At 41.1% G+C, this 16,685-nt stretch carries 20 protein-coding genes, 4 tRNA genes and 1 riboswitch; of the genes, 4 read left to right on the top strand and 20 right to left on the bottom strand.

Going from position 1 to position 16,685, the window contains the following annotated elements; genetic code table 11:
• Positions 1 to 10: 10 nt before the first annotated feature.
• Entirely contained in the window at positions 11 to 490 is a 480-nt protein-coding gene (locus tag E0409_RS06145) for a tRNA (cytidine(34)-2'-O)-methyltransferase (RefSeq protein WP_131288852.1), read from the top strand.
• A gap of 56 nt (positions 491 to 546) precedes the next feature.
• Here the strand turns inward: E0409_RS06145 and E0409_RS06140 are convergent, their stop codons facing one another.
• From E0409_RS06140 to rpoD, 6 genes are all read right to left on the bottom strand, one after another.
• The gene (locus tag E0409_RS06140) at positions 547 to 1,941 is read right to left on the bottom strand and encodes an APC family permease (protein ID WP_131288850.1); all 1,395 of its coding nucleotides are present in this window, start codon (positions 1,939 to 1,941) and stop codon (positions 547 to 549) included.
• 264 nt (positions 1,942 to 2,205) lie between these two features.
• Positions 2,206 to 3,390, bottom strand: a complete 1,185-nt coding sequence (locus E0409_RS06130) for an iron-containing alcohol dehydrogenase (protein ID WP_131288848.1) — start codon at positions 3,388 to 3,390, stop codon at positions 2,206 to 2,208.
• A gap of 1 nt (position 3,391) precedes the next feature.
• Positions 3,392 to 3,925, bottom strand: coding sequence for a hypothetical protein (locus E0409_RS06125; RefSeq protein WP_131288846.1), 534 nt, complete (start codon positions 3,923 to 3,925; stop codon positions 3,392 to 3,394).
• A 77-nt stretch (positions 3,926 to 4,002) separates the two neighbouring features.
• Positions 4,003 to 4,662, bottom strand: coding sequence for a lipoyl(octanoyl) transferase LipB (gene lipB / locus E0409_RS06120; RefSeq protein ID WP_131288844.1), 660 nt, complete (start codon positions 4,660 to 4,662; stop codon positions 4,003 to 4,005).
• 163 nt (positions 4,663 to 4,825) lie between these two features.
• Entirely contained in the window at positions 4,826 to 5,113 is a 288-nt protein-coding gene (locus E0409_RS06115) for a YbeD family protein (protein ID WP_131288891.1), read from the bottom strand.
• A 116-nt stretch (positions 5,114 to 5,229) separates the two neighbouring features.
• The gene (gene rpoD, locus E0409_RS06110; RefSeq protein ID WP_131288843.1) at positions 5,230 to 7,116 is read right to left on the bottom strand and encodes an RNA polymerase sigma factor RpoD; all 1,887 of its coding nucleotides are present in this window, start codon (positions 7,114 to 7,116) and stop codon (positions 5,230 to 5,232) included.
• 373 nt (positions 7,117 to 7,489) lie between these two features.
• On the opposite strand from rpoD, the gene E0409_RS06105 reads away from it, so the two are divergent.
• Together E0409_RS06105 and E0409_RS06100 are read left to right on the top strand one after the other, a co-directional pair.
• Positions 7,490 to 7,699 (top strand): PA3496 family putative envelope integrity protein, encoded by a 210-nt coding sequence (locus E0409_RS06105; protein ID WP_067723989.1) that lies wholly within the window; start codon positions 7,490 to 7,492, stop codon positions 7,697 to 7,699.
• Positions 7,700 to 7,768: 69 nt separating this feature from the next.
• The gene (locus tag E0409_RS06100) at positions 7,769 to 8,293 is read left to right on the top strand and encodes a YecA/YgfB family protein (RefSeq protein ID WP_131288841.1); all 525 of its coding nucleotides are present in this window, start codon (positions 7,769 to 7,771) and stop codon (positions 8,291 to 8,293) included.
• Between the two features lie 58 nt (positions 8,294 to 8,351).
• Here E0409_RS06100 and E0409_RS06095 read toward each other — a convergent pair whose 3' ends face one another.
• The 4 genes from E0409_RS06095 to trhO form a co-directional block, all read right to left on the bottom strand.
• Positions 8,352 to 8,768 carry an ABZJ_00895 family protein gene (locus E0409_RS06095; protein WP_131288839.1) on the bottom strand — a complete coding sequence of 139 codons (417 nt, stop codon included), beginning with the start codon at positions 8,766 to 8,768 and terminating at the stop codon, positions 8,352 to 8,354.
• A 37-nt stretch (positions 8,769 to 8,805) separates the two neighbouring features.
• Positions 8,806 to 9,420: a DedA family protein gene (locus tag E0409_RS06090; protein WP_131288837.1), complete on the bottom strand. Its 615-nt coding sequence runs from the start codon at positions 9,418 to 9,420 to the stop codon at positions 8,806 to 8,808.
• An 84-nt stretch (positions 9,421 to 9,504) separates the two neighbouring features.
• Entirely contained in the window at positions 9,505 to 9,789 is a 285-nt protein-coding gene (locus tag E0409_RS06085) for an FUSC family protein (RefSeq protein WP_131288835.1), read from the bottom strand.
• Between the two features lie 219 nt (positions 9,790 to 10,008).
• A complete protein-coding gene (gene trhO / locus E0409_RS06080; protein WP_131288833.1) occupies positions 10,009 to 10,941 on the bottom strand; it encodes an oxygen-dependent tRNA uridine(34) hydroxylase TrhO in 933 nt (310 codons plus the stop codon).
• A gap of 204 nt (positions 10,942 to 11,145) precedes the next feature.
• Here trhO and E0409_RS06075 point away from each other — a divergent pair, with 204 nt between their 5' ends.
• Positions 11,146 to 11,631, top strand: a complete 486-nt coding sequence (locus tag E0409_RS06075; RefSeq protein ID WP_131288831.1) for a DUF1289 domain-containing protein — start codon at positions 11,146 to 11,148, stop codon at positions 11,629 to 11,631.
• Between the two features lie 181 nt (positions 11,632 to 11,812).
• On the opposite strand, the gene ribB is transcribed toward E0409_RS06075, so the two are convergent.
• From ribB to ispE, 10 genes are all read right to left on the bottom strand, one after another.
• Positions 11,813 to 12,472, bottom strand: a complete 660-nt coding sequence (gene ribB, locus E0409_RS06070; RefSeq protein ID WP_131288829.1) for a 3,4-dihydroxy-2-butanone-4-phosphate synthase — start codon at positions 12,470 to 12,472, stop codon at positions 11,813 to 11,815.
• A 93-nt stretch (positions 12,473 to 12,565) separates the two neighbouring features.
• Positions 12,566 to 12,728, bottom strand: a riboswitch (FMN riboswitch).
• A gap of 148 nt (positions 12,729 to 12,876) precedes the next feature.
• Positions 12,877 to 13,257, bottom strand: a complete 381-nt coding sequence (gene panD / locus E0409_RS06065) for an aspartate 1-decarboxylase (protein ID WP_131288827.1) — start codon at positions 13,255 to 13,257, stop codon at positions 12,877 to 12,879.
• A 144-nt stretch (positions 13,258 to 13,401) separates the two neighbouring features.
• The gene (gene pth, locus E0409_RS06060; RefSeq protein WP_131288825.1) at positions 13,402 to 13,983 is read right to left on the bottom strand and encodes an aminoacyl-tRNA hydrolase; all 582 of its coding nucleotides are present in this window, start codon (positions 13,981 to 13,983) and stop codon (positions 13,402 to 13,404) included.
• A gap of 18 nt (positions 13,984 to 14,001) precedes the next feature.
• Positions 14,002 to 14,298: a 50S ribosomal protein L25 gene (gene rplY, locus E0409_RS06055; protein WP_131288823.1), complete on the bottom strand. Its 297-nt coding sequence runs from the start codon at positions 14,296 to 14,298 to the stop codon at positions 14,002 to 14,004.
• 98 nt (positions 14,299 to 14,396) lie between these two features.
• Entirely contained in the window at positions 14,397 to 15,350 is a 954-nt protein-coding gene (locus E0409_RS06050; RefSeq protein ID WP_131288821.1) for a ribose-phosphate pyrophosphokinase, read from the bottom strand.
• Between the two features lie 36 nt (positions 15,351 to 15,386).
• A tRNA-Gln gene (locus E0409_RS06045) sits at positions 15,387 to 15,461 on the bottom strand.
• A 91-nt stretch (positions 15,462 to 15,552) separates the two neighbouring features.
• Positions 15,553 to 15,627 (bottom strand) — tRNA-Gln (locus E0409_RS06040).
• Positions 15,628 to 15,669: 42 nt separating this feature from the next.
• Positions 15,670 to 15,744: transfer RNA gene (locus E0409_RS06035), tRNA-Gln, on the bottom strand.
• Positions 15,745 to 15,771: 27 nt separating this feature from the next.
• Positions 15,772 to 15,846, bottom strand: a tRNA-Gln gene (locus E0409_RS06030).
• 1 nt (position 15,847) lies between these two features.
• Positions 15,848 to 16,678 carry a 4-(cytidine 5'-diphospho)-2-C-methyl-D-erythritol kinase gene (gene ispE / locus E0409_RS06025; RefSeq protein WP_131288819.1) on the bottom strand — a complete coding sequence of 277 codons (831 nt, stop codon included), beginning with the start codon at positions 16,676 to 16,678 and terminating at the stop codon, positions 15,848 to 15,850.
• Between the last annotated feature and the right edge of the window lie 7 nt (positions 16,679 to 16,685).

Genomic DNA, 16,685 nt, shown 5'->3' with positions numbered 1-16,685 from the left:
GAGAAATTCAGTGATTCATGTTGTTTTATACGAGCCAGAAATTCCTGCAAATACAGGGAATATCATTCGTTTATGTGCCAATACCGGTGCGCAATTGCACTTGGTAAAACCGCTGGGTTTTGAGCTGGATGATAAAAAGCTCAGACGTGCAGGTTTGGACTATCATGAATGGGCGCATATGAAAGTTTGGGAAAACTTTACAGAATGCGTGGCGCATTTAAAAGAACAAGGGATTGAAAGTGATGCAATTTATCCCTTAACCACCAAAGGTGTTGAAACACCACATACCTCAGATTTAAACCGTCCGGTAGCTTTATTAATGGGTCCTGAAACCCGTGGCTTGCCGGAAAATGTGCGCATGATGTTTCCGGAAAAACACTGGATCCGTTTGCCAATGGCAGCAAATTCCCGTAGCTTGAACTTGTCGAATGCCACCGCTGTGATCTTGTATGAAGCATGGCGTCAGCAAGGTTTTAAAGAACTGGTCTAATATAAGGCTGAAAAAAAGACGCATTGCGCGTCTTTTTTATGCATGGAATCAACCGATTAATGAGAATCATCAAATTCGTTATGTTGCGGAGCGGCATGTTTGAAACCTTTGGTTTTATAACCCAGGTACAAAATACCAAACATTGCCCACCATAAACCGAATTTCAATGCAGTATCTTCAATTTCTAGCCACATCGCAAAAATGCTTAAGAAGCCCAGTAAAGGAATCACTACAAAGCTGAAAATGTCTTTGATGTTTTTGGTGCGACCATCTCGTAGTGCATAACGTGAAATCACTGACAGATTTACGAAAGTAAAAGCAGTTAAAGCACCAAAGCTGATCATCGAAATCACGATGTCCAAATCCATGAAACCAGCAGTTAAAGCCACCGCACCTACAATCAGAATGTTGTAAACCGGAGTGTAGCTTTTTGGACTGATATGACCAAAGATCTTTTTATTGATCACGCCATCACGGCCCATTACATACATGAGGCGTGAAACCCCTGCATGCGCAGAAATACCTGATGCCATCACGGTGACGATTGCAAAGTAAAGCACCACAGTTTTGAACGCTACCCCGCCTACTGCTAAAAGAATATCTGGTTGGGTTGCAGCGACATCTTCAAAGTAAGTTTTGGGATCATTCGGGAAGTAGATTTGCATGAAATAGGTGCTGATAATGAAGATAATACCTGCAAGCAGTGCCGTAAGGAAAATCGCTTTAGGTAAGGTTTTTTCAGTATCTTTTGTTTCTTCTGCCAGTGAGCTGAGTGAGTCAAAACCGGTAAAAGAGAAACAAAGTAATGTTGCACCGGTAATTAACGGACCTAAAGCCGTCATTTCATTCCAGAAGGGTTCCAGGCTCCACAACTGGTACTTGGCATTCGCTAATGTACCATCGGCATTGACTCCGCCTGCAAGCAGCGTGTAAACCATCCAGGTGAAGTAAGCGATGACTGCCAGCTGAACCAATACAATCAGGCCGTTGAAGTTGGCAACGAATCTGGCACCACGTAAGTTTACCCCGGTCATGAATGCAGTCAGTACGACCACCCAAACCCAATGGTTAACTTCAGGGAAAAGGGCTTCCAGATAAATGACCGCCAAAATGATGTTGACCATTGGTGACAATAGGTAATCTAGCCATGATGACCAGCCGACCATGAAACCGACATTAGGATGGATCGATTTTTGTGCATAAGTATATGCCGACCCTGATGACGGGTAACGGCGGATCATATGTCCGTAACTGATAGACGTAAACAGAATTGCAATTAAGGCAATAATGTACGAAGTTGGTACGTGGTAATGGCTTTCTTCAGAAACCAGACCGAACGTATCAAATAGTGTCATTGGTTGAATATAAGCTAAACCAATAATAATGATGTGCCAGAGTCCAAGCGTTTTTTGCAGTTTAGCTGCCGATTGAGTCCCAGAGATATTTGTCAACGGCGTTATCCTCTTATCGTTGATCAAGGATCAGTCATGTTTACAAGGATCGTTTGAGACGAACGATCCCCCCTATACGAATAAAACAAAAGTGCGCCAATCTACTCTAGTTTGGTATCTTTTGCCAGTATCTTTATGAATTATTAATGCAGAAAATATGCCATTCGATATAAAAATAGAGCTTTAATTTTCCACAAAGTAAAAGCCCGATGCTTAAAAAAACACCAGGCTGATTTTTTGCTATATTCGCTTATTTTTCAATATTTACCAAGCTTTTTTTAAGATCGCTTTTAAATCGCTTAAGGTTGCTTCTTTAGGGTTGTAAATAATGGAACCATCATTTAATGCTTTTTCTGCCACTTCCGCTAACTGTGCTTCAGATACTTTACCAGTTTCACGTAAAGTGCGTGGTAACTTGGTCAGGGTATTTAAGCGATCTCGCATCGTCAGAATGGTTGCAATCGCTTTATCTGCGCGTAAGTGAGCAGGGGTTTGGGCGTAAATATCTGGACCCGCTAAAGGAAGCAAGAGCTCTGCAATTTTGTCGCCATTCACTTCTTTATTGTATTCAAGTACATAAGGTAGGAACAGGTTCATGCATAAACCATGCGGAAGATGCGCAACGGCACCTAAGGCATGTCCTAATGAATGCACTAAGCCCACCATTGAGTTAGAGAAGGCGATTCCTGCCATAGTAGAGGCTTGAGCCAGTTCCAGGCGACCAAACTCATCGGTTGGGTTGTCGAGTACATTGAACAAACTGTTGCTGACTTTTTTAATTGCAGCAGTGGCATAGGCATCACTAATTGGATTTGCAGCCATGCAGGTATAGGCTTCAACCGCATGCGTTAGGGCATCCATTGCCGTCATGGCGGTTAAGTGTGGTGGCAAGGTTTGCGTCATACGCGGGTCAAGAATTGCTGCATGCGGCATCAGGTAATAAGATGCAAACGGCATTTTGACATTTTTCTCAAGGTCAGAAACCACAGCCACCATGGTCACTTCTGAACCAGTGCCCGAAGTGGTTGGAATCACGAAAAATGGTTTTAACGGTTTTGGAAGATTATGCGCACCTGAAAATTTCAGTAAGTCATCACCACCTTCAGTGACCAAGATATTGGTTGCCTTGGAGGTATCAATCACCGAACCGCCACCCACGGCAATAATCGCATCACAATGATTGTCGCGATACGCTTTTGCTGCACTACGAACAGTTTGTACGCTTGAATCGGGCGGTACATCATCAAAAATATAACCAATCACCGCATCTGTAGATTCAAATGCCGCTTCGATCGGAGTCAGTAAATTATTTGCGCGTACACCTTTATCGGTAATAATCAGTGGGCGTTTTGCACCCAAAGTCGCAAGTTCAAATGGAATGTGTTCTAACGCGGCATGACCTGCGATGACTTTTACTGGACAGAAAAATTCGTAATAAGGCTTAGCCATGTTATGCGCTCCGTTTAAAATAAGATTGAGCTAGTTTCAAATAAATATTTGCAGCTCCAGTGAGTTTTTGTTTTAGGCTCAATTCAGTTGGATATTGTTTTACAGCAAGCTCGGCCAAGAGTTTAGGTAAAATCAGCGATTCCATTTTATTCAAGCAACGGACCAAACGAATGGCGAAGGAAATATCACCATCGGCAATCATGCGGTCGTGAGCAAAAGCTTGGGCAGTACTTTCCTGGAAAGAAAAAACTAAAAAAGCATGGGTTAAGTGTTTAAAAGTAATGGTTAGATCAGGTTTGATGTCTACAGATGGTAGTAATTTTAATTGATGGTCTTCCGTGACTTTCGCAATAAAAGCTGGGCCATGGGGAAATACTTTCATCGATAGAACAAAACCCACAGGGAAGTTAGAGACTTCCTGTTTTACTTCATCATCGACTTGACTCGCCATTACCAGACCTCTGCCAATCACATCCATCATGAGTTTGACGTAGGTCAGTTGTAAAGCGGGCTTTACGGATTTGGTTGAAATCACTCGCGCATCCCTTATCTAAAAAATATTTTATTAGTTTAGAGTAAATACTCTAATTTATTTTTATGTCAAAAGCAAAGTTATTGTTGCATGACTTGGACTTGATTAAAGTAACCGCTGTTGTTTAAAGTTTCAATGATATCTGTACATAAATCATTAAAGTGCGGATAGTTCGGAACCAAGTCCATGACACGAACCATTTCCAGTCCTGCATAACCACATGGGTTAATGGTATGAAAGCCAAACAGGTCACAATCAATATTCAGTGCGAGTCCATGATAGCTGCGTCCTTTACGGATTTTAAAGCCTAAAGAACCAATTTTACGTTCTGCGACATAGACTCCAGGTGCATCCGGTTTAGCATAGGCTTCAACTCCGTATTTTTTCAGCAGTTCAATCATTAGATTTTCAGCATAAGACACTAAAGTACGGACATTCCAACCTAAACGGTTTAGGTCAAACATGAAGTAAGCAACCAGTTGACCCGGCCCATGCCAAGTCACTTGACCACCACGATCGGTTTGTACCACAGGAATGTTGCTGGGCATCAGAATATGTTCAGGCTTTCCGGCTTGACCTTGAGTTAAAACCTCATGATGCTGCAAAATCCACAGTTCATCCGGGGTGTTTTCATCACGGTTTTCAGTCAGACTTTTCATGTCCTGAAAACGATCAAGATAGGGCGTAAGTTGGTTAAATTGACGAATAATCAGTGTGGGCTTTAGAACAGCATCAGTCACGTAAAGTGCGTCCTTAAAAATTTTTAAATATTGTGAATGATTATAATGAAATCATGCTTGGATAGGGGGTGATCCACCCATGATTTGCCATTTTTATTGGAAGGAAGAAAATCTTTTTCTATATATAAAAAAACACGCTTCTGAGCGTGTTTTTTTAATTTTCTTAAAGTGCAGTTTTAATCAATGGACATGCGGCTAAATCGGCATACAGCGCATGAACTTGTTCAAGCTCCAAGAAAAGCAGTTGTGCAGTTAAAGAGTGATATTTGCCTGTACGAGATGCTTGAATTTTAATCGTCGTGCTATCAAAGTCAGGGAAGTGTTTCACTAAAATTTCTACAACAGCGACATGTAAATCATCACTCGCTTCGCCAATCAGTTTGATTGGATAATCCATAGGGAAAACCCAAAGATCTTCTCGAAGTTCGCGAGATGGCGTACGGTCTAACATGGTCATAGTAGTCCCCTTATATCAAACGCCTGCATGAATGCAGGCGTTATATGTCTTCTGAATACTAAATGGGGATGCTCGATTGGTTTTCAAGCCCCCATTGGTATCATCAAGAATTAGTCATTTTCCAGGAATGAACGTAAGTGTTCAGAACGAGAAGGATGGCGTAATTTACGTAATGCTTTGGCTTCAATCTGACGAATACGCTCACGTGTTACGTCAAACTGTTTACCGACTTCTTCCAAAGTATGGTCGGTTGGCATATCAATACCAAAACGCATTTTCAAGACTTTTGCTTCACGTTCAGTCAAGTTTTCAAGTACTTCACGAGTCGCTTCTTTTAAGCCTTCTGAAGTTGCAGCATCAATTGGAGATGTGATGTTGCCATCTTCAATGAAGTCACCCAAATGCGAATCTTCATCATCACCAATCGGCGTTTCCATAGAAATCGGCTCTTTGGCAATTTTGAGTACTTTACGCACTTTAACTTCGTCCATTTCCAGACGTTCACCCAATTCTTCAGGCGTCGGTTCACGACCCATTTCTTGAAGAAGCTGACGTGATACACGGTTGATCTTGTTAATGGTTTCGATCATGTGTACTGGAATACGAATGGTACGTGCTTGGTCGGCAATCGAACGGGTAATCGCCTGACGAATCCACCAAGTTGCATAGGTCGAGAATTTATAACCACGACGGTATTCAAACTTGTCTACGGCTTTCATCAAACCGATGTTGCCTTCTTGAATCAAGTCAAGGAATTGCAAGCCGCGGTTGGTATATTTTTTCGCAATTGAAATCACCAGACGCAAGTTTGCTTCAACCATTTCTTTTTTCGCACGGCGTGCTTTGGCTTCACCAATCGACATGCGTTTAGAAATGTCTTTAATGCCTTTAACATCAAGACCAAGTTCTTTTTCGATGTCTGCAATCTTTTGTTGGAATGCAAGCACATCTGGACGTACTTTTTCTAAATAAACTTTTTGCTCAGCAGGTGCTTTGGCAATTTGTTCATCTAACCAGGCTGGATTTGATTCTTGACCCGGGAACGAAGTACGGAAGTGGTTACGATCCATACGACCACGACGTACTGCATAACGCATCACTTCACGTTCAGAAGTACGAATTTGTTCATGCGTACCACGGATCATTTCAGAAATGATGTCGAATAAACGCGGCGTAAACTTGAACATCATGAATACGGTTGCAAGTGCTTGCTGCGCTTCTTCAGCCTGTTTGCTATCGCGACCATGCTTTTCAATGGCAGTTTTGGTTAGTTTCCACGCATTTTCCAATTCGGTGAAACGAACACGGGCAATTTCTGGATCTGGACCTGACTCGGCTTCAGAATCATCATCACTTTCAGCTTCTTCTTCGTCGTCGTCATCCAATTTTACATCTTTTGTTGTTTTAGACGCAGCTTCAGTTTCTTCAACAATAATTTCAGCTTCTTCTAAAACTTCTGGAATTTCTTCATCAGATTCTGGGTCTAAATAACCAGATAAAATATCAGCAAGACGACGTTCACCTTCGGCAACATCGTTATATTCTTTTAATACAACTTCAACTGCATTTGGCCAATACGCAATAGAGTGCAGAACGTCACGAATACCTTCTTCAATGCGTTTAGCAATGCTAATTTCGCCTTCACGCGTTAAAAGTTCAACCGTTCCCATTTCACGCATGTACATACGTACTGGATCCGTGGTACGACCAGGTTCACTTTCAACTGAAGCAAGAACCGCTGCCGCTTCTTCTTCAGCGACTTCATCGGTTGCTTCCGCATTATTACCGTCGAACATGGTGTCATCAGATTCAGGCGCACGTTCATGCACTGGAATGCCGACGTCTTGAAGCATTTGAATAATGTCTTCAATCTGTTCGCTTTCCGTAATCGAGTCTGGGAGATGATCGTTAACTTCAGCGTAAGTTAAGTAACCTTGCTCTTTGCCTCGGCTAATCAGAGCCGCTACTTGCGAAGTAGGGGAAGTCATATCGCTCATCTTTGCTTACTCTTCGTTGAATCTGTGGCAGTGAAAAACCGTGCATGATAGCACAATTCGCTTAAAATTGTTTTGAATTGATTGCTCAAGTATCATTTGGAAAGATGACTTTCATTTAACAATTGTTTTCAATATTGGGCTGGAATTTTTTTTTTCAAGTCCGGCTAAAGGATTGCATTCAAAATATACTAGGTTTTCCGTCCACATTTTGAATATAATTTTACATGCTAATAAATACACAATTTTAGGGTCAAAAAACAAGAGTAAATTGAGGTTATTTTATAAAAAAAATAAAAAAAACTTGACAAGAATTCGGAACAAAGATAAATAGCGCCTAGACCCATTCACTTTTTTTCACCATGAGGTAGTTTTAGTGTCTTCTACAGATTTTGAACTAGACGATAGCTTCAGTGATGATGATGTAAGCTTTGATGAAGCCTCAAGCAAAATTAGTGCTAAAGAGTCTTTGGAAAAACGTCGTCTCATTGATGACCTTCTCGCACAACGTCGTTTGGAGCGTGAACTGAAGGATTTTGATTATGATCTGGATGATGACGACGACTTTGACGATGAAGAAGACTAAATTGTGATTTAGCATAGCCGGCTAAAATGCTATGCTATCCGCAGTTATTTTACTGAACTTGGATTTTAAATGAGTGCTTTAGATTTAGACTTATTGAGCGAATATCTAGACGGCGACCAAAATGAACATGGTCTAGATTTTGCGGCAACTCATGGTTTTTTATGTGCAACTGCAGTTGGACCAGCTTTTGATAAATGGCTCGATGAACTTTTCGATAACAATCAAAAGAAAGTTCCTGCTGAAATGATTGCACAAGTAAAAGCATGGTTAGAAGCAATTCGTCAAAACTTAGCCAATGAAGAAGGAATTGAATTTCCTTTTGAAATTGAAGAAGCGGATGTTGAATCAAGTTTAGGCGACTGGAGTGTTGGCTTCGTTGATGCAATGTTCTTAAACGAAGATGCCTGGTTCACACCTGAACATGAAGAACAGTTGGTAGATTTAACGTTACCAATGATGGTCTTTAGTGGTGTGGATGACGAAGACCCACAAATGGAATCTTTCCGTCGCAATGGTCAGCTTATGGACGAAATTGCTGAAGAAATTCCAGAAAATTTAAATGAAATTTATTTGATGTATCACACACCAAATTAATTCGTTAAATAAAAAAGCACCTTATGGTGCTTTTTTATTTAGACCGATTATAACCAAATTATAAATTAAGCTTGCGTGCGGTCAAATTCGCATACCAGCCATAAGCCAAATGAAATACAGCGCCATGTATGGCGACTAAACACAACATAATGAGGGCTGAAAGTCCTAAACCTGCATTATCAGCCGAATTTAAAATTTGCTCAGCATTTGGATTGATGAGCACTAAGAAAAACATGAAAAAACTGCCAATAATGATGGCAACTGCACTTGAACCCCAAACCAGTTGAATTTTTTCATCAGTGGTAGGGAGTCGATGTTGACGTTTAACAAAATGACCTGCCGAAATAAGTGCTGTAGCAATCAGCGTGGGTAGAAGAGCAATACCTGCTAAATTTAAACCAAAAATAAATACTGTAATGAGTAGCACTAATGCAATGCTATATACAGCAGCAAAGTACAATAAATAATGTTTCATGAACCCATGACCCCAAATACCAATTTTAAAATAATGACTATGCTTTAATTCTATGTTTATACCTGCGGTATAGAATCCAGATAATAACGGTGATGACAACGATAATAATAAAATGGCTGACTTGGCTAAAAATATTCTGCATCAAGGCCTGGTTTTCGCCAAAATAAAAACCCACACAAGCTAAGAATGTCGTCCAGATAATCGTACCTAGACCACTGTAGAACATGAACTTCCAGAAGGGCATGTGACTCATGCCAGCAGGAATGCTAATCAGTGAACGTACCGCAGGAATCATACGGCCAAAGAAGACAATCCGGTGACCATAGTGCTCAAACCAGTCGAGTGACTTTTTGACATCTGGAGATTTTATAAAAAGATATTTTCCGTAGCGATCTACAAAACGAAAAATACTGTCGTGATTAAACTTATAGCCAATCCAATAGAGTATAGCGGCAGCAATCAGAGAGCCTATACAACCCGCGATAACCACGCCAACTAAAAGTAGCTCCCCTTGTGATGCAGAATAGCCAGCGGATGGCATAATGATTTCAGAGGGGATGGGAGGAAAAATATTGTCGAGAAACATGAGTAGGGCAATACCAAGGTAGCCCAATTGTTCCATAATGGAAATAATCCATTCAGTCAGATTCATAAGTTTATAAAAATAATAATGATATCTAAACTATCCTAAAGTGTATTGATTGCAGGGTAAAGTATAGCCAAGTAATCTGTTTGCTTATTCTTGGCTATGAACCAGTGTGTGGATATAGACCTTTCTTAAGCTATATGAAAGCGCAAAAGGAATCACACTAAGCAATGCATATTCAAACAGATTAGGCTTTAAGTGGTAGGCAATAAAGATAGATAAAATAGTGCCAATAACAGCCCCTAAGATCACAATAAAAAGATGTGATTGTTTATCTAAAAGCATTTTTATTTCTTCTAGTTTTTGATGGTTTTTTTCACGAATAAGGTGAACACGTTTCGAATAATTGACTGAACGGCTAATTGGTCTTGGCATAATTTAACTCCTTTTTCACGTTATAAATTAACTTTTTTTCGTTAAAAATTAATGGGTTATGTTTTTATTTTTAATTTTAACCCCAGATTATCAAATTATTTGAGACTTAGCATGCATTAATGGTGAAACTTGGTGATCTTTTCTTATCTATTGTTTATTTTAGGTAAATAAAAAGCCCTCAAGAGAGGGCTTTTTTTATATAACATTACAAATCAGTAATTACAGACGTTTGCGTTTAGCTGCTGCAATTTGAGACTGACGCATGCGGAAACCGGCTTTCTGTTGTTCTGAGGTTTTTTCGATGCAGTATTTGCACGATACACCATGTTCGTAACTTGGAAGTTCAGCTTCTTCAGGAAGTAAGGGCCATCCACATGCATGACATTTAATGTTCTGACCTTCTTCTACCCCATGAGTAACCGCAGTACGACCATCAAATACGAAACATTCACCTTCCCACATGCTTTCTTCAACAGGGGTTTCTTCTAGGTATTTTAAAATACCGCCTTTCAGGTGATAGACCTCATTAAAGCCTTCTTGAAGCAATAGCGAAGTTGATTTTTCACAACGAATCCCGCCTGTACAGAACATCGCAATTTTCTTGTCTTTATGTTGTGCAAGGTTTTGTTTTACATATTCTGGAAATTCACGGAAAGTTTCTGTTTTAGGGTCAACCGCACCTTTAAATGTACCGGCTTTATATTCGTAGTCATTACGCGTATCCACCAGAATCACGTCATCACGTGCAATCAGTTCATTCCATTCTTTAGGATCTAGGTAATGACCTACTAAGTCGCGTGGTTTAACCTCTACACCTAAAGTCACAATCTCTTTTTTGAGCTTGATTTTCATTTTACGGAAAGGTTTTTCATCGCTATGAGATTCTTTGTACTCCATAGCGTTAAAGCCTTCATTGAGCAGAAAGGCATGAATTTGATCAATCGCTTGACGATCTCCAGCCACAGTACCGTTAATACCTTCACCGGCTACAATTAGAGTTCCACACAAGTTAATGCTGTTGACCAAGTCTAAAAGACGTTTTTGAAGATCGGCTGGATCTTGAACTTCTTTAAATTGATATAGTGCTGCAACAACCCAACTTGTGGTCGCTTGCTGTTCTACAGGTGCAAGCTGTTCTACAGTAGCGTTCATGGAATACTCCAAATGTATTATGATAGGACAAAATTCAAGGCGCGTATTTTAACGTGAATTGTATGAATAAGCGAGAAAACCATAACTAAAATATGGTTATTAAGCGAAAGATGCCGCTATAGGCTGTCATTTATCAAATCGATCTTTAGTGAAAAGCATTTGTTAGATGATTTTGTTGATTTCTAAATTATGTAGGAGTGTGTTTTGAGTACTGACCGTCGAATTGCTTCTTTGACCCCATGTGCAGGGCGTTGTTCTACGGTATTTGGTGATTCAGTATGCCGTGGTTGCCGTCGTTTTAACCATGAGGTAATTCAGTGGAATACTTACACGCCTGAACAGCACACTGCGGTTTGGAAGCGTCTGGATGCGCAACTGGATCAAATTTTAGTGCCGATGTTACCGCATGCCGATTTACCTCATGTGGAAGGCTTTGTCTTATCTAAACGGGTACGTTTACGTGATGATGCCTCTAAAGGACGCAAGCTTTATCACGCCCTTAAAATTTGTGAAAAGAATAAAAATTTAGCTGAAGAAAGCGGTTTAGGGATTCAGGGTAAACAGGTGAAACCGCTCTGGCAGGAATTTGAACGTCGGGTGCTGGCTTTGGCTACAGCCAGTTATGATTTCGCTTTTTTACGTGCCGATGGTATTAGCCATAATTTACTACAGATGATGGAAGAAGATTAAACAGATTGTTTTTATTTGAAATTTAAAAAATTAAAAGTGATTGATTGTTAAAATGGTTTAAAAAGTGAATATCGTAGAATACCTGTTGTACTGCATGGCTGTCCTTATCATGATTGCGAGCTTGTTCTAAATATTCCGAATAATAAAAAAGCCCCGAGAGTGGGGCTTTTATTTTTTAATCTTAAAGATTATGCGCTAAGCGATACTGCACGATTTCTTCAATGGTAATCACGGTTAAATGATGGCTTTGTGCATAAGCCAAAACTTGAATGCCCGATGCCATAGTGCCATCAGGATTAGTCAACTCACATAAAACACCTGCGGGTTTTAAACCGGCTAAACGTGCTAAATCAATCGTACCTTCAGTATGCCCACGACGGGTGAGTACACCACCATCACGAGCACGTAACGGAAAGACATGACCTGGACGGTTTAAGTCACTAGCGATCGCACCATCTTTGATTGCAGCTTTAATTGTGGTGGTACGATCTTTGGCTGAAACACCAGTGGTTACACCGGTCGCAGCTTCAATGGTTACGGTAAATGCGGTTTTAAACTGGCTTGAATTGTCTGTCACCATCGGTGGAAGTTCTAGATGATTAGCCAATTCATCAGTCAAGCATAAGCAGACAATACCTGAACCATCACGAATCATTCGTGCCATGGTTTCAACTGTCAGTGTTTCTGCAGCAACAATCAGGTCGGCTTCATTTTCACGGTCAAAGTCATCCATGACCAAAACCGGTTTGCCTTGGCGGATATCTTCTAATGCTTTTTGAATACGTTGTTCAGCTGGGGGAAGGGCTGAAAAGAAAATTTCGGGTTGAATCAAACTAGACATTGAAACGCTCTCGTAAAATAAAATACGGTTGAACATTTCAGGACTGATGCAGAAATGGGGTCGCAGCGATATATCAAATATAAATATCCGTTACGTCGTCTTCTTTCATCCGGACTATACCGTCGGCTTTGGTTTCTCACCAAATCTGCGAGTCAATCTTTTAATAAACTTGACAGGCTCGTGGGCTGATTCAGTCATTGCGCATGCAAGCTGAATTTACCACCGGTGGGGAATTTCGCCCCGCCCTGAAGCGATGTGTAGTTATTATAGACCCGTTTTTAATCAAGGGCGCAGCTTTCTATAGATCAATCAGTCATATCGATAGTAATTCTGCGAATAATAAAGTGAAAATCAGCAGACAATAAAAAAGCCCGCATATTGCGAGCTTTTAATATCTTTAAGTCTTAAGCCACTTGAACAGGAATGCAGTTCGCAGTGTGATTTACAGTATTATTTGGGTTGGCATACACAAGACGTGGTTTATGTGCATTCGCTTCAGCTTCAGTGAAATCACCAAAGGTTGCAATAATTACTAAATCACCGACGTCAGCTTGATGTGCAGCACCACCATTGACTGAAATAATGCCTGAGTTTTCTTCACCACGAATCGCATAAGTGGTGAAGCGTTTACCATTCGTGACGTTCCATACGTGGATTTCTTCATATTCACGAATACCTGCTAAATCCATAAGTACGCCATCAATTGCACATGAACCTTCGTAGTGAAGTTCCGCATGAGTAACTTGAGCACGGTGAATTTTGCATTTTAATAAACGAGATAGCATGGCTGGCGTCTCCTTAGTCGAGCTAAGATTTTATCTTATGGTTAAATCAATCACTTTTTACTGGATCAGTAATCCGCAGAAAACGCATTTTGCTCTGAAAAAAGCATCATGGCAAGCAGGATTGTTCAACAATTTATGGAATGATCAGTTTGGTTTATAAGCATTGATTTGATTCATGGCTTGCTGTATGTCACCGTTTACCAGCAATTTAATGCGAGATAAAGCGTGATCAATGGCATCATCCATTAAATTTTGTTCGCTGCTCGGTGCTTTGCTGAGTACATGTCCGGATACGCGTTCTTTTGCACCAGGATGACCAATACCAATACGTAAACGATGGAAATTAGGACCTGTATGCGGAACGATATCGCGTAAACCGTTATGACCACCGTGACCACCGCCTGTTTTTAGGCGAATTACACCGTGATTCATATCCAGTTCATCATGCGCAATCAGCATCGTTTCTGGGGCAACTTGATAGAATTTTGCGAAGGGCACAACACTTTTGCCAGAGGCATTCATAAAGGTTGTGGGTAAAAGCAGACGAACGTCTTGACCTTCAATATTACCGCGACCACTGATTCCGTGGAATTTAGGATCGGCTTTGAGGGGAATGCCATATTGTTCTGCAAGCCGTTCAACGAACCAGGCACCTGCATTATGGCGGGTTTGGGCATATTCCTTACCAGGATTGCCCAAACCGACAATTAGCGAAAGTTTTGACACTAATTATACCGTTAACACTTATGCGCGTTTAAAGTCAGCGTGCATAGGCGTGTTTTTAGCTGGGTGACGTTGTAAAGCTTGGATTTTAACGCTTTCAACTTTGTCGCCCACTTGAATTTCAATTACTTCTTCAAAGAAAGAATTGTCTTCAAGAAATTTAATAAGTTGACGAAGTTCTAAAGTAACAGTTACAGGAGCAGCTTCGCCACCGTAAATGATTGCTGGAACTTTGTTTTCTAAACGAAGGCGGCGGCTCGAACCTTTCCCTTGTACTGATTCGTCACGAGCTACTGCATTTAATACGAAGTTTGCCATGATGACATTTCCTCATTGAGTTTAATTGACTGAACCTTCGACCAGTTCAGTGATAGAAGCCCTACCAGAGGGCAGGGCTTTTAAAATTTAGCGCTGTATTATAGATAACTATCAAACATTGCGCTAATAGATTCTTCGTTGTTAATACGACGAATTGTCTCAGCAACCATACTAGCGACTGAAACTTGGCGAATCTTACCAAGTTCTAATGCTTCTTGAGAAAGAGGAATAGTGTCTGTTACGACAAGTTCGTCGAGTACAGAATTTTTCAAATTCTCAAGGGCTTTACCAGAAAGTACAGGGTGAGTTGCATAGGCAACCACACGGCGAGCACCAAATTGTTTCAGTGCATCAGCAGCTTTACACAAAGTACCGGCAGTATCCACCATGTCATCCACGATTACGCAGTCACGATCTTTCACATCACCAATCAAATGCATCACTTGTGATTCATTTGCTTTTTGACGACGTTTATCGATGATTGCGAGATCGATATCACCCATTTGTTTAGCTACAGCACGTGCACGAACTACACCGCCAACGTCTGGAGAAACAACCATAAGATTATGGTGTTGCTGTTGACGAAGATCAGCAAGTAACGCAGGAGTACCGTAGATATTGTCTACAGGGATGTCGAAGAAACCTTGAATCTGGTCAGCATGAAGGTCGATCATTACAACGCGGTCAATACCTACAGTTGTCAGCATATCTGCTACAACTTTTGCAGTGATTGGCACACGGCTTGAACGAGGACGACGGTCTTGACGAGCATATCCGAAGTAAGGAATGACAGCAGTAATACGACCTGCGCTTGCACGACGTAAAGCATCGGCCATAACGAGGACTTCCATCAGGTTGTCATTCGTTGGGGCACAAGTAGGCTGTACGAGAAATACGTCTTTACCACGAACATTTTCAGTAATTTCGACAGCAATTTCACCGTCAGAAAAATGACCTACAGATGCTGCACCTAAAGGAATGTGCAGGTGGCTTACGACTTTTTGGGCGAATTGTGGATGTGCAGTTCCACTAAAAACGACAAGATTGGGCATGAAGCACCCTTGGCGGTTGGAATGTTTGAAAATAGATGGCAGGGGCGGCTGGATTCGAACCAACGGATGCCGAGATCAAAACCCGGTGCCTTACCACTTGGCGACGCCCCTAATGCGGCAGAACTTTAATATTTTTACTGTTCTATGTCAAGGTAAATTAACAAATGAACATGCAAACTTTGTTCTGTCTTTTTTGAGAAAATGGCAGGGGTAGCTGGATTCGAACCAACGGATGCCGAGATCAAAACCCGGTGCCTTACCACTTGGCGATACCCCTAAATTTGATCACTGTAGTCTTCATTCAAACGACTGGTTTAAATGGCAGGGGCGGCTGGATTCGAACCAACGGATGCCGAGATCAAAACCCGGTGCCTTACCACTTGGCGACGCCCCTAATACAGTAATCTACAGATGAAAATGATGGCAGGGGCGGCTGGATTCGAACCAACGGATGCCGAGATCAAAACCCGGTGCCTTACCACTTGGCGACGCCCCTATCATATAACCTTGAGATGACGTAATGGTGATTCATTTAAACTATTGACCAAGTAAGCTTTACAAGGTGAATGAGCTAAAATCTCATCAATATTCATATCAGCAGTTACTTCAGTAAAAACACAAGCACCTGTACCTGTAAGTTTTGCAATACCGAACTGGTCTAAATAGTGCATCGCTTCATTCACTTCAGGATATAGACTTCTTGCCAAAGGCTCAAAGTTATTTCCAAAATTAAATGGTGTTAACTGATAGGCGCAAAATTTAGTAGGCTTCGTGTCTCTTGTCAACGTTTTTTGTGAAAAAAGCAGTTGAGTGCTGATAAAACAGTCAGGTTTCAGCACAATGTATTGTTTTTGATCTAAGTCTATGAATGTTAAGTGTTCGCCAATGCCTTCTGCCCAGGCATTACGACCATGAACAAAAATGGGAACATCGGCACCGAGTTTGAGCCCCAGTTCTGCCAATTGCTCAATGTTTAAACCACATTGCCATAATTGATTGACCACAATCAGGGTTGTCGCCGCATTTGAAGAGCCACCGCCAAGTCCTGCACCCATCGGAATGTTTTTTTCAATGCGGATATTTAAGCCTGAACATGCTTTTGCATACGGCTTTAAAATCTGTGTGGCCTTGAAAATCAGGTTGTGTTCTAAATCGACGCTGCTTAATCCATCAATTGAAATCGTCAAGTCATCTGTTTGAGTAAATTCTAGCCAGTCAGTTAAATCAATCAGTTGGAAAATGCTTTGCAATTCATGATAGCCATTGTCACGACGACCGGTGATATGCAAAAAAAGATTGAGCTTGGCAGGAGAGGGAACACGAATCATAGAATTT

The sequence above is a fragment of the Acinetobacter sp. ANC 4862 genome, from assembly GCF_004336635.1.
In the GTDB taxonomy this organism is placed as follows: domain Bacteria; phylum Pseudomonadota; class Gammaproteobacteria; order Pseudomonadales; family Moraxellaceae; genus Acinetobacter.
Note: the sequence above shows the minus strand (reverse complement) of the source record. Positions and strands in the feature narration are given on the sequence as shown.

Excerpts from the sequence above, each read along its gene's own strand:
- E0409_RS06130 (WP_131288848.1), bottom strand. The coding sequence starts at position 3,390 with ATGGCTAAGCCTTATTACGAATTTTTCTGTCCAGTAAAAGTCATCGCA.
- E0409_RS06115 (WP_131288891.1), bottom strand. The coding sequence starts at position 5,113 with ATGTTAGACCGTACGCCATCTCGCGAACTTCGAGAAGATCTTTGGGTT.
- rpoD (WP_131288843.1), bottom strand. The coding sequence starts at position 7,116 with ATGAGCGATATGACTTCCCCTACTTCGCAAGTAGCGGCTCTGATTAGC.
- E0409_RS06100 (WP_131288841.1), top strand. The coding sequence starts at position 7,769 with ATGAGTGCTTTAGATTTAGACTTATTGAGCGAATATCTAGACGGCGAC.
- E0409_RS06095 (WP_131288839.1), bottom strand. The coding sequence starts at position 8,768 with ATGAAACATTATTTATTGTACTTTGCTGCTGTATATAGCATTGCATTA.
- E0409_RS06090 (WP_131288837.1), bottom strand. The coding sequence starts at position 9,420 with ATGAATCTGACTGAATGGATTATTTCCATTATGGAACAATTGGGCTAC.
- E0409_RS06085 (WP_131288835.1), bottom strand. The coding sequence starts at position 9,789 with ATGCCAAGACCAATTAGCCGTTCAGTCAATTATTCGAAACGTGTTCAC.
- trhO (WP_131288833.1), bottom strand. The coding sequence starts at position 10,941 with ATGAACGCTACTGTAGAACAGCTTGCACCTGTAGAACAGCAAGCGACC.
- ribB (WP_131288829.1), bottom strand. The coding sequence starts at position 12,472 with ATGTCTAGTTTGATTCAACCCGAAATTTTCTTTTCAGCCCTTCCCCCA.
- panD (WP_131288827.1), bottom strand. The coding sequence starts at position 13,257 with ATGCTATCTCGTTTATTAAAATGCAAAATTCACCGTGCTCAAGTTACT.
- rplY (WP_131288823.1), bottom strand. The coding sequence starts at position 14,298 with ATGGCAAACTTCGTATTAAATGCAGTAGCTCGTGACGAATCAGTACAA.
- E0409_RS06050 (WP_131288821.1), bottom strand. The coding sequence starts at position 15,350 with ATGCCCAATCTTGTCGTTTTTAGTGGAACTGCACATCCACAATTCGCC.
- ispE (WP_131288819.1), bottom strand. The coding sequence starts at position 16,678 with ATGATTCGTGTTCCCTCTCCTGCCAAGCTCAATCTTTTTTTGCATATC.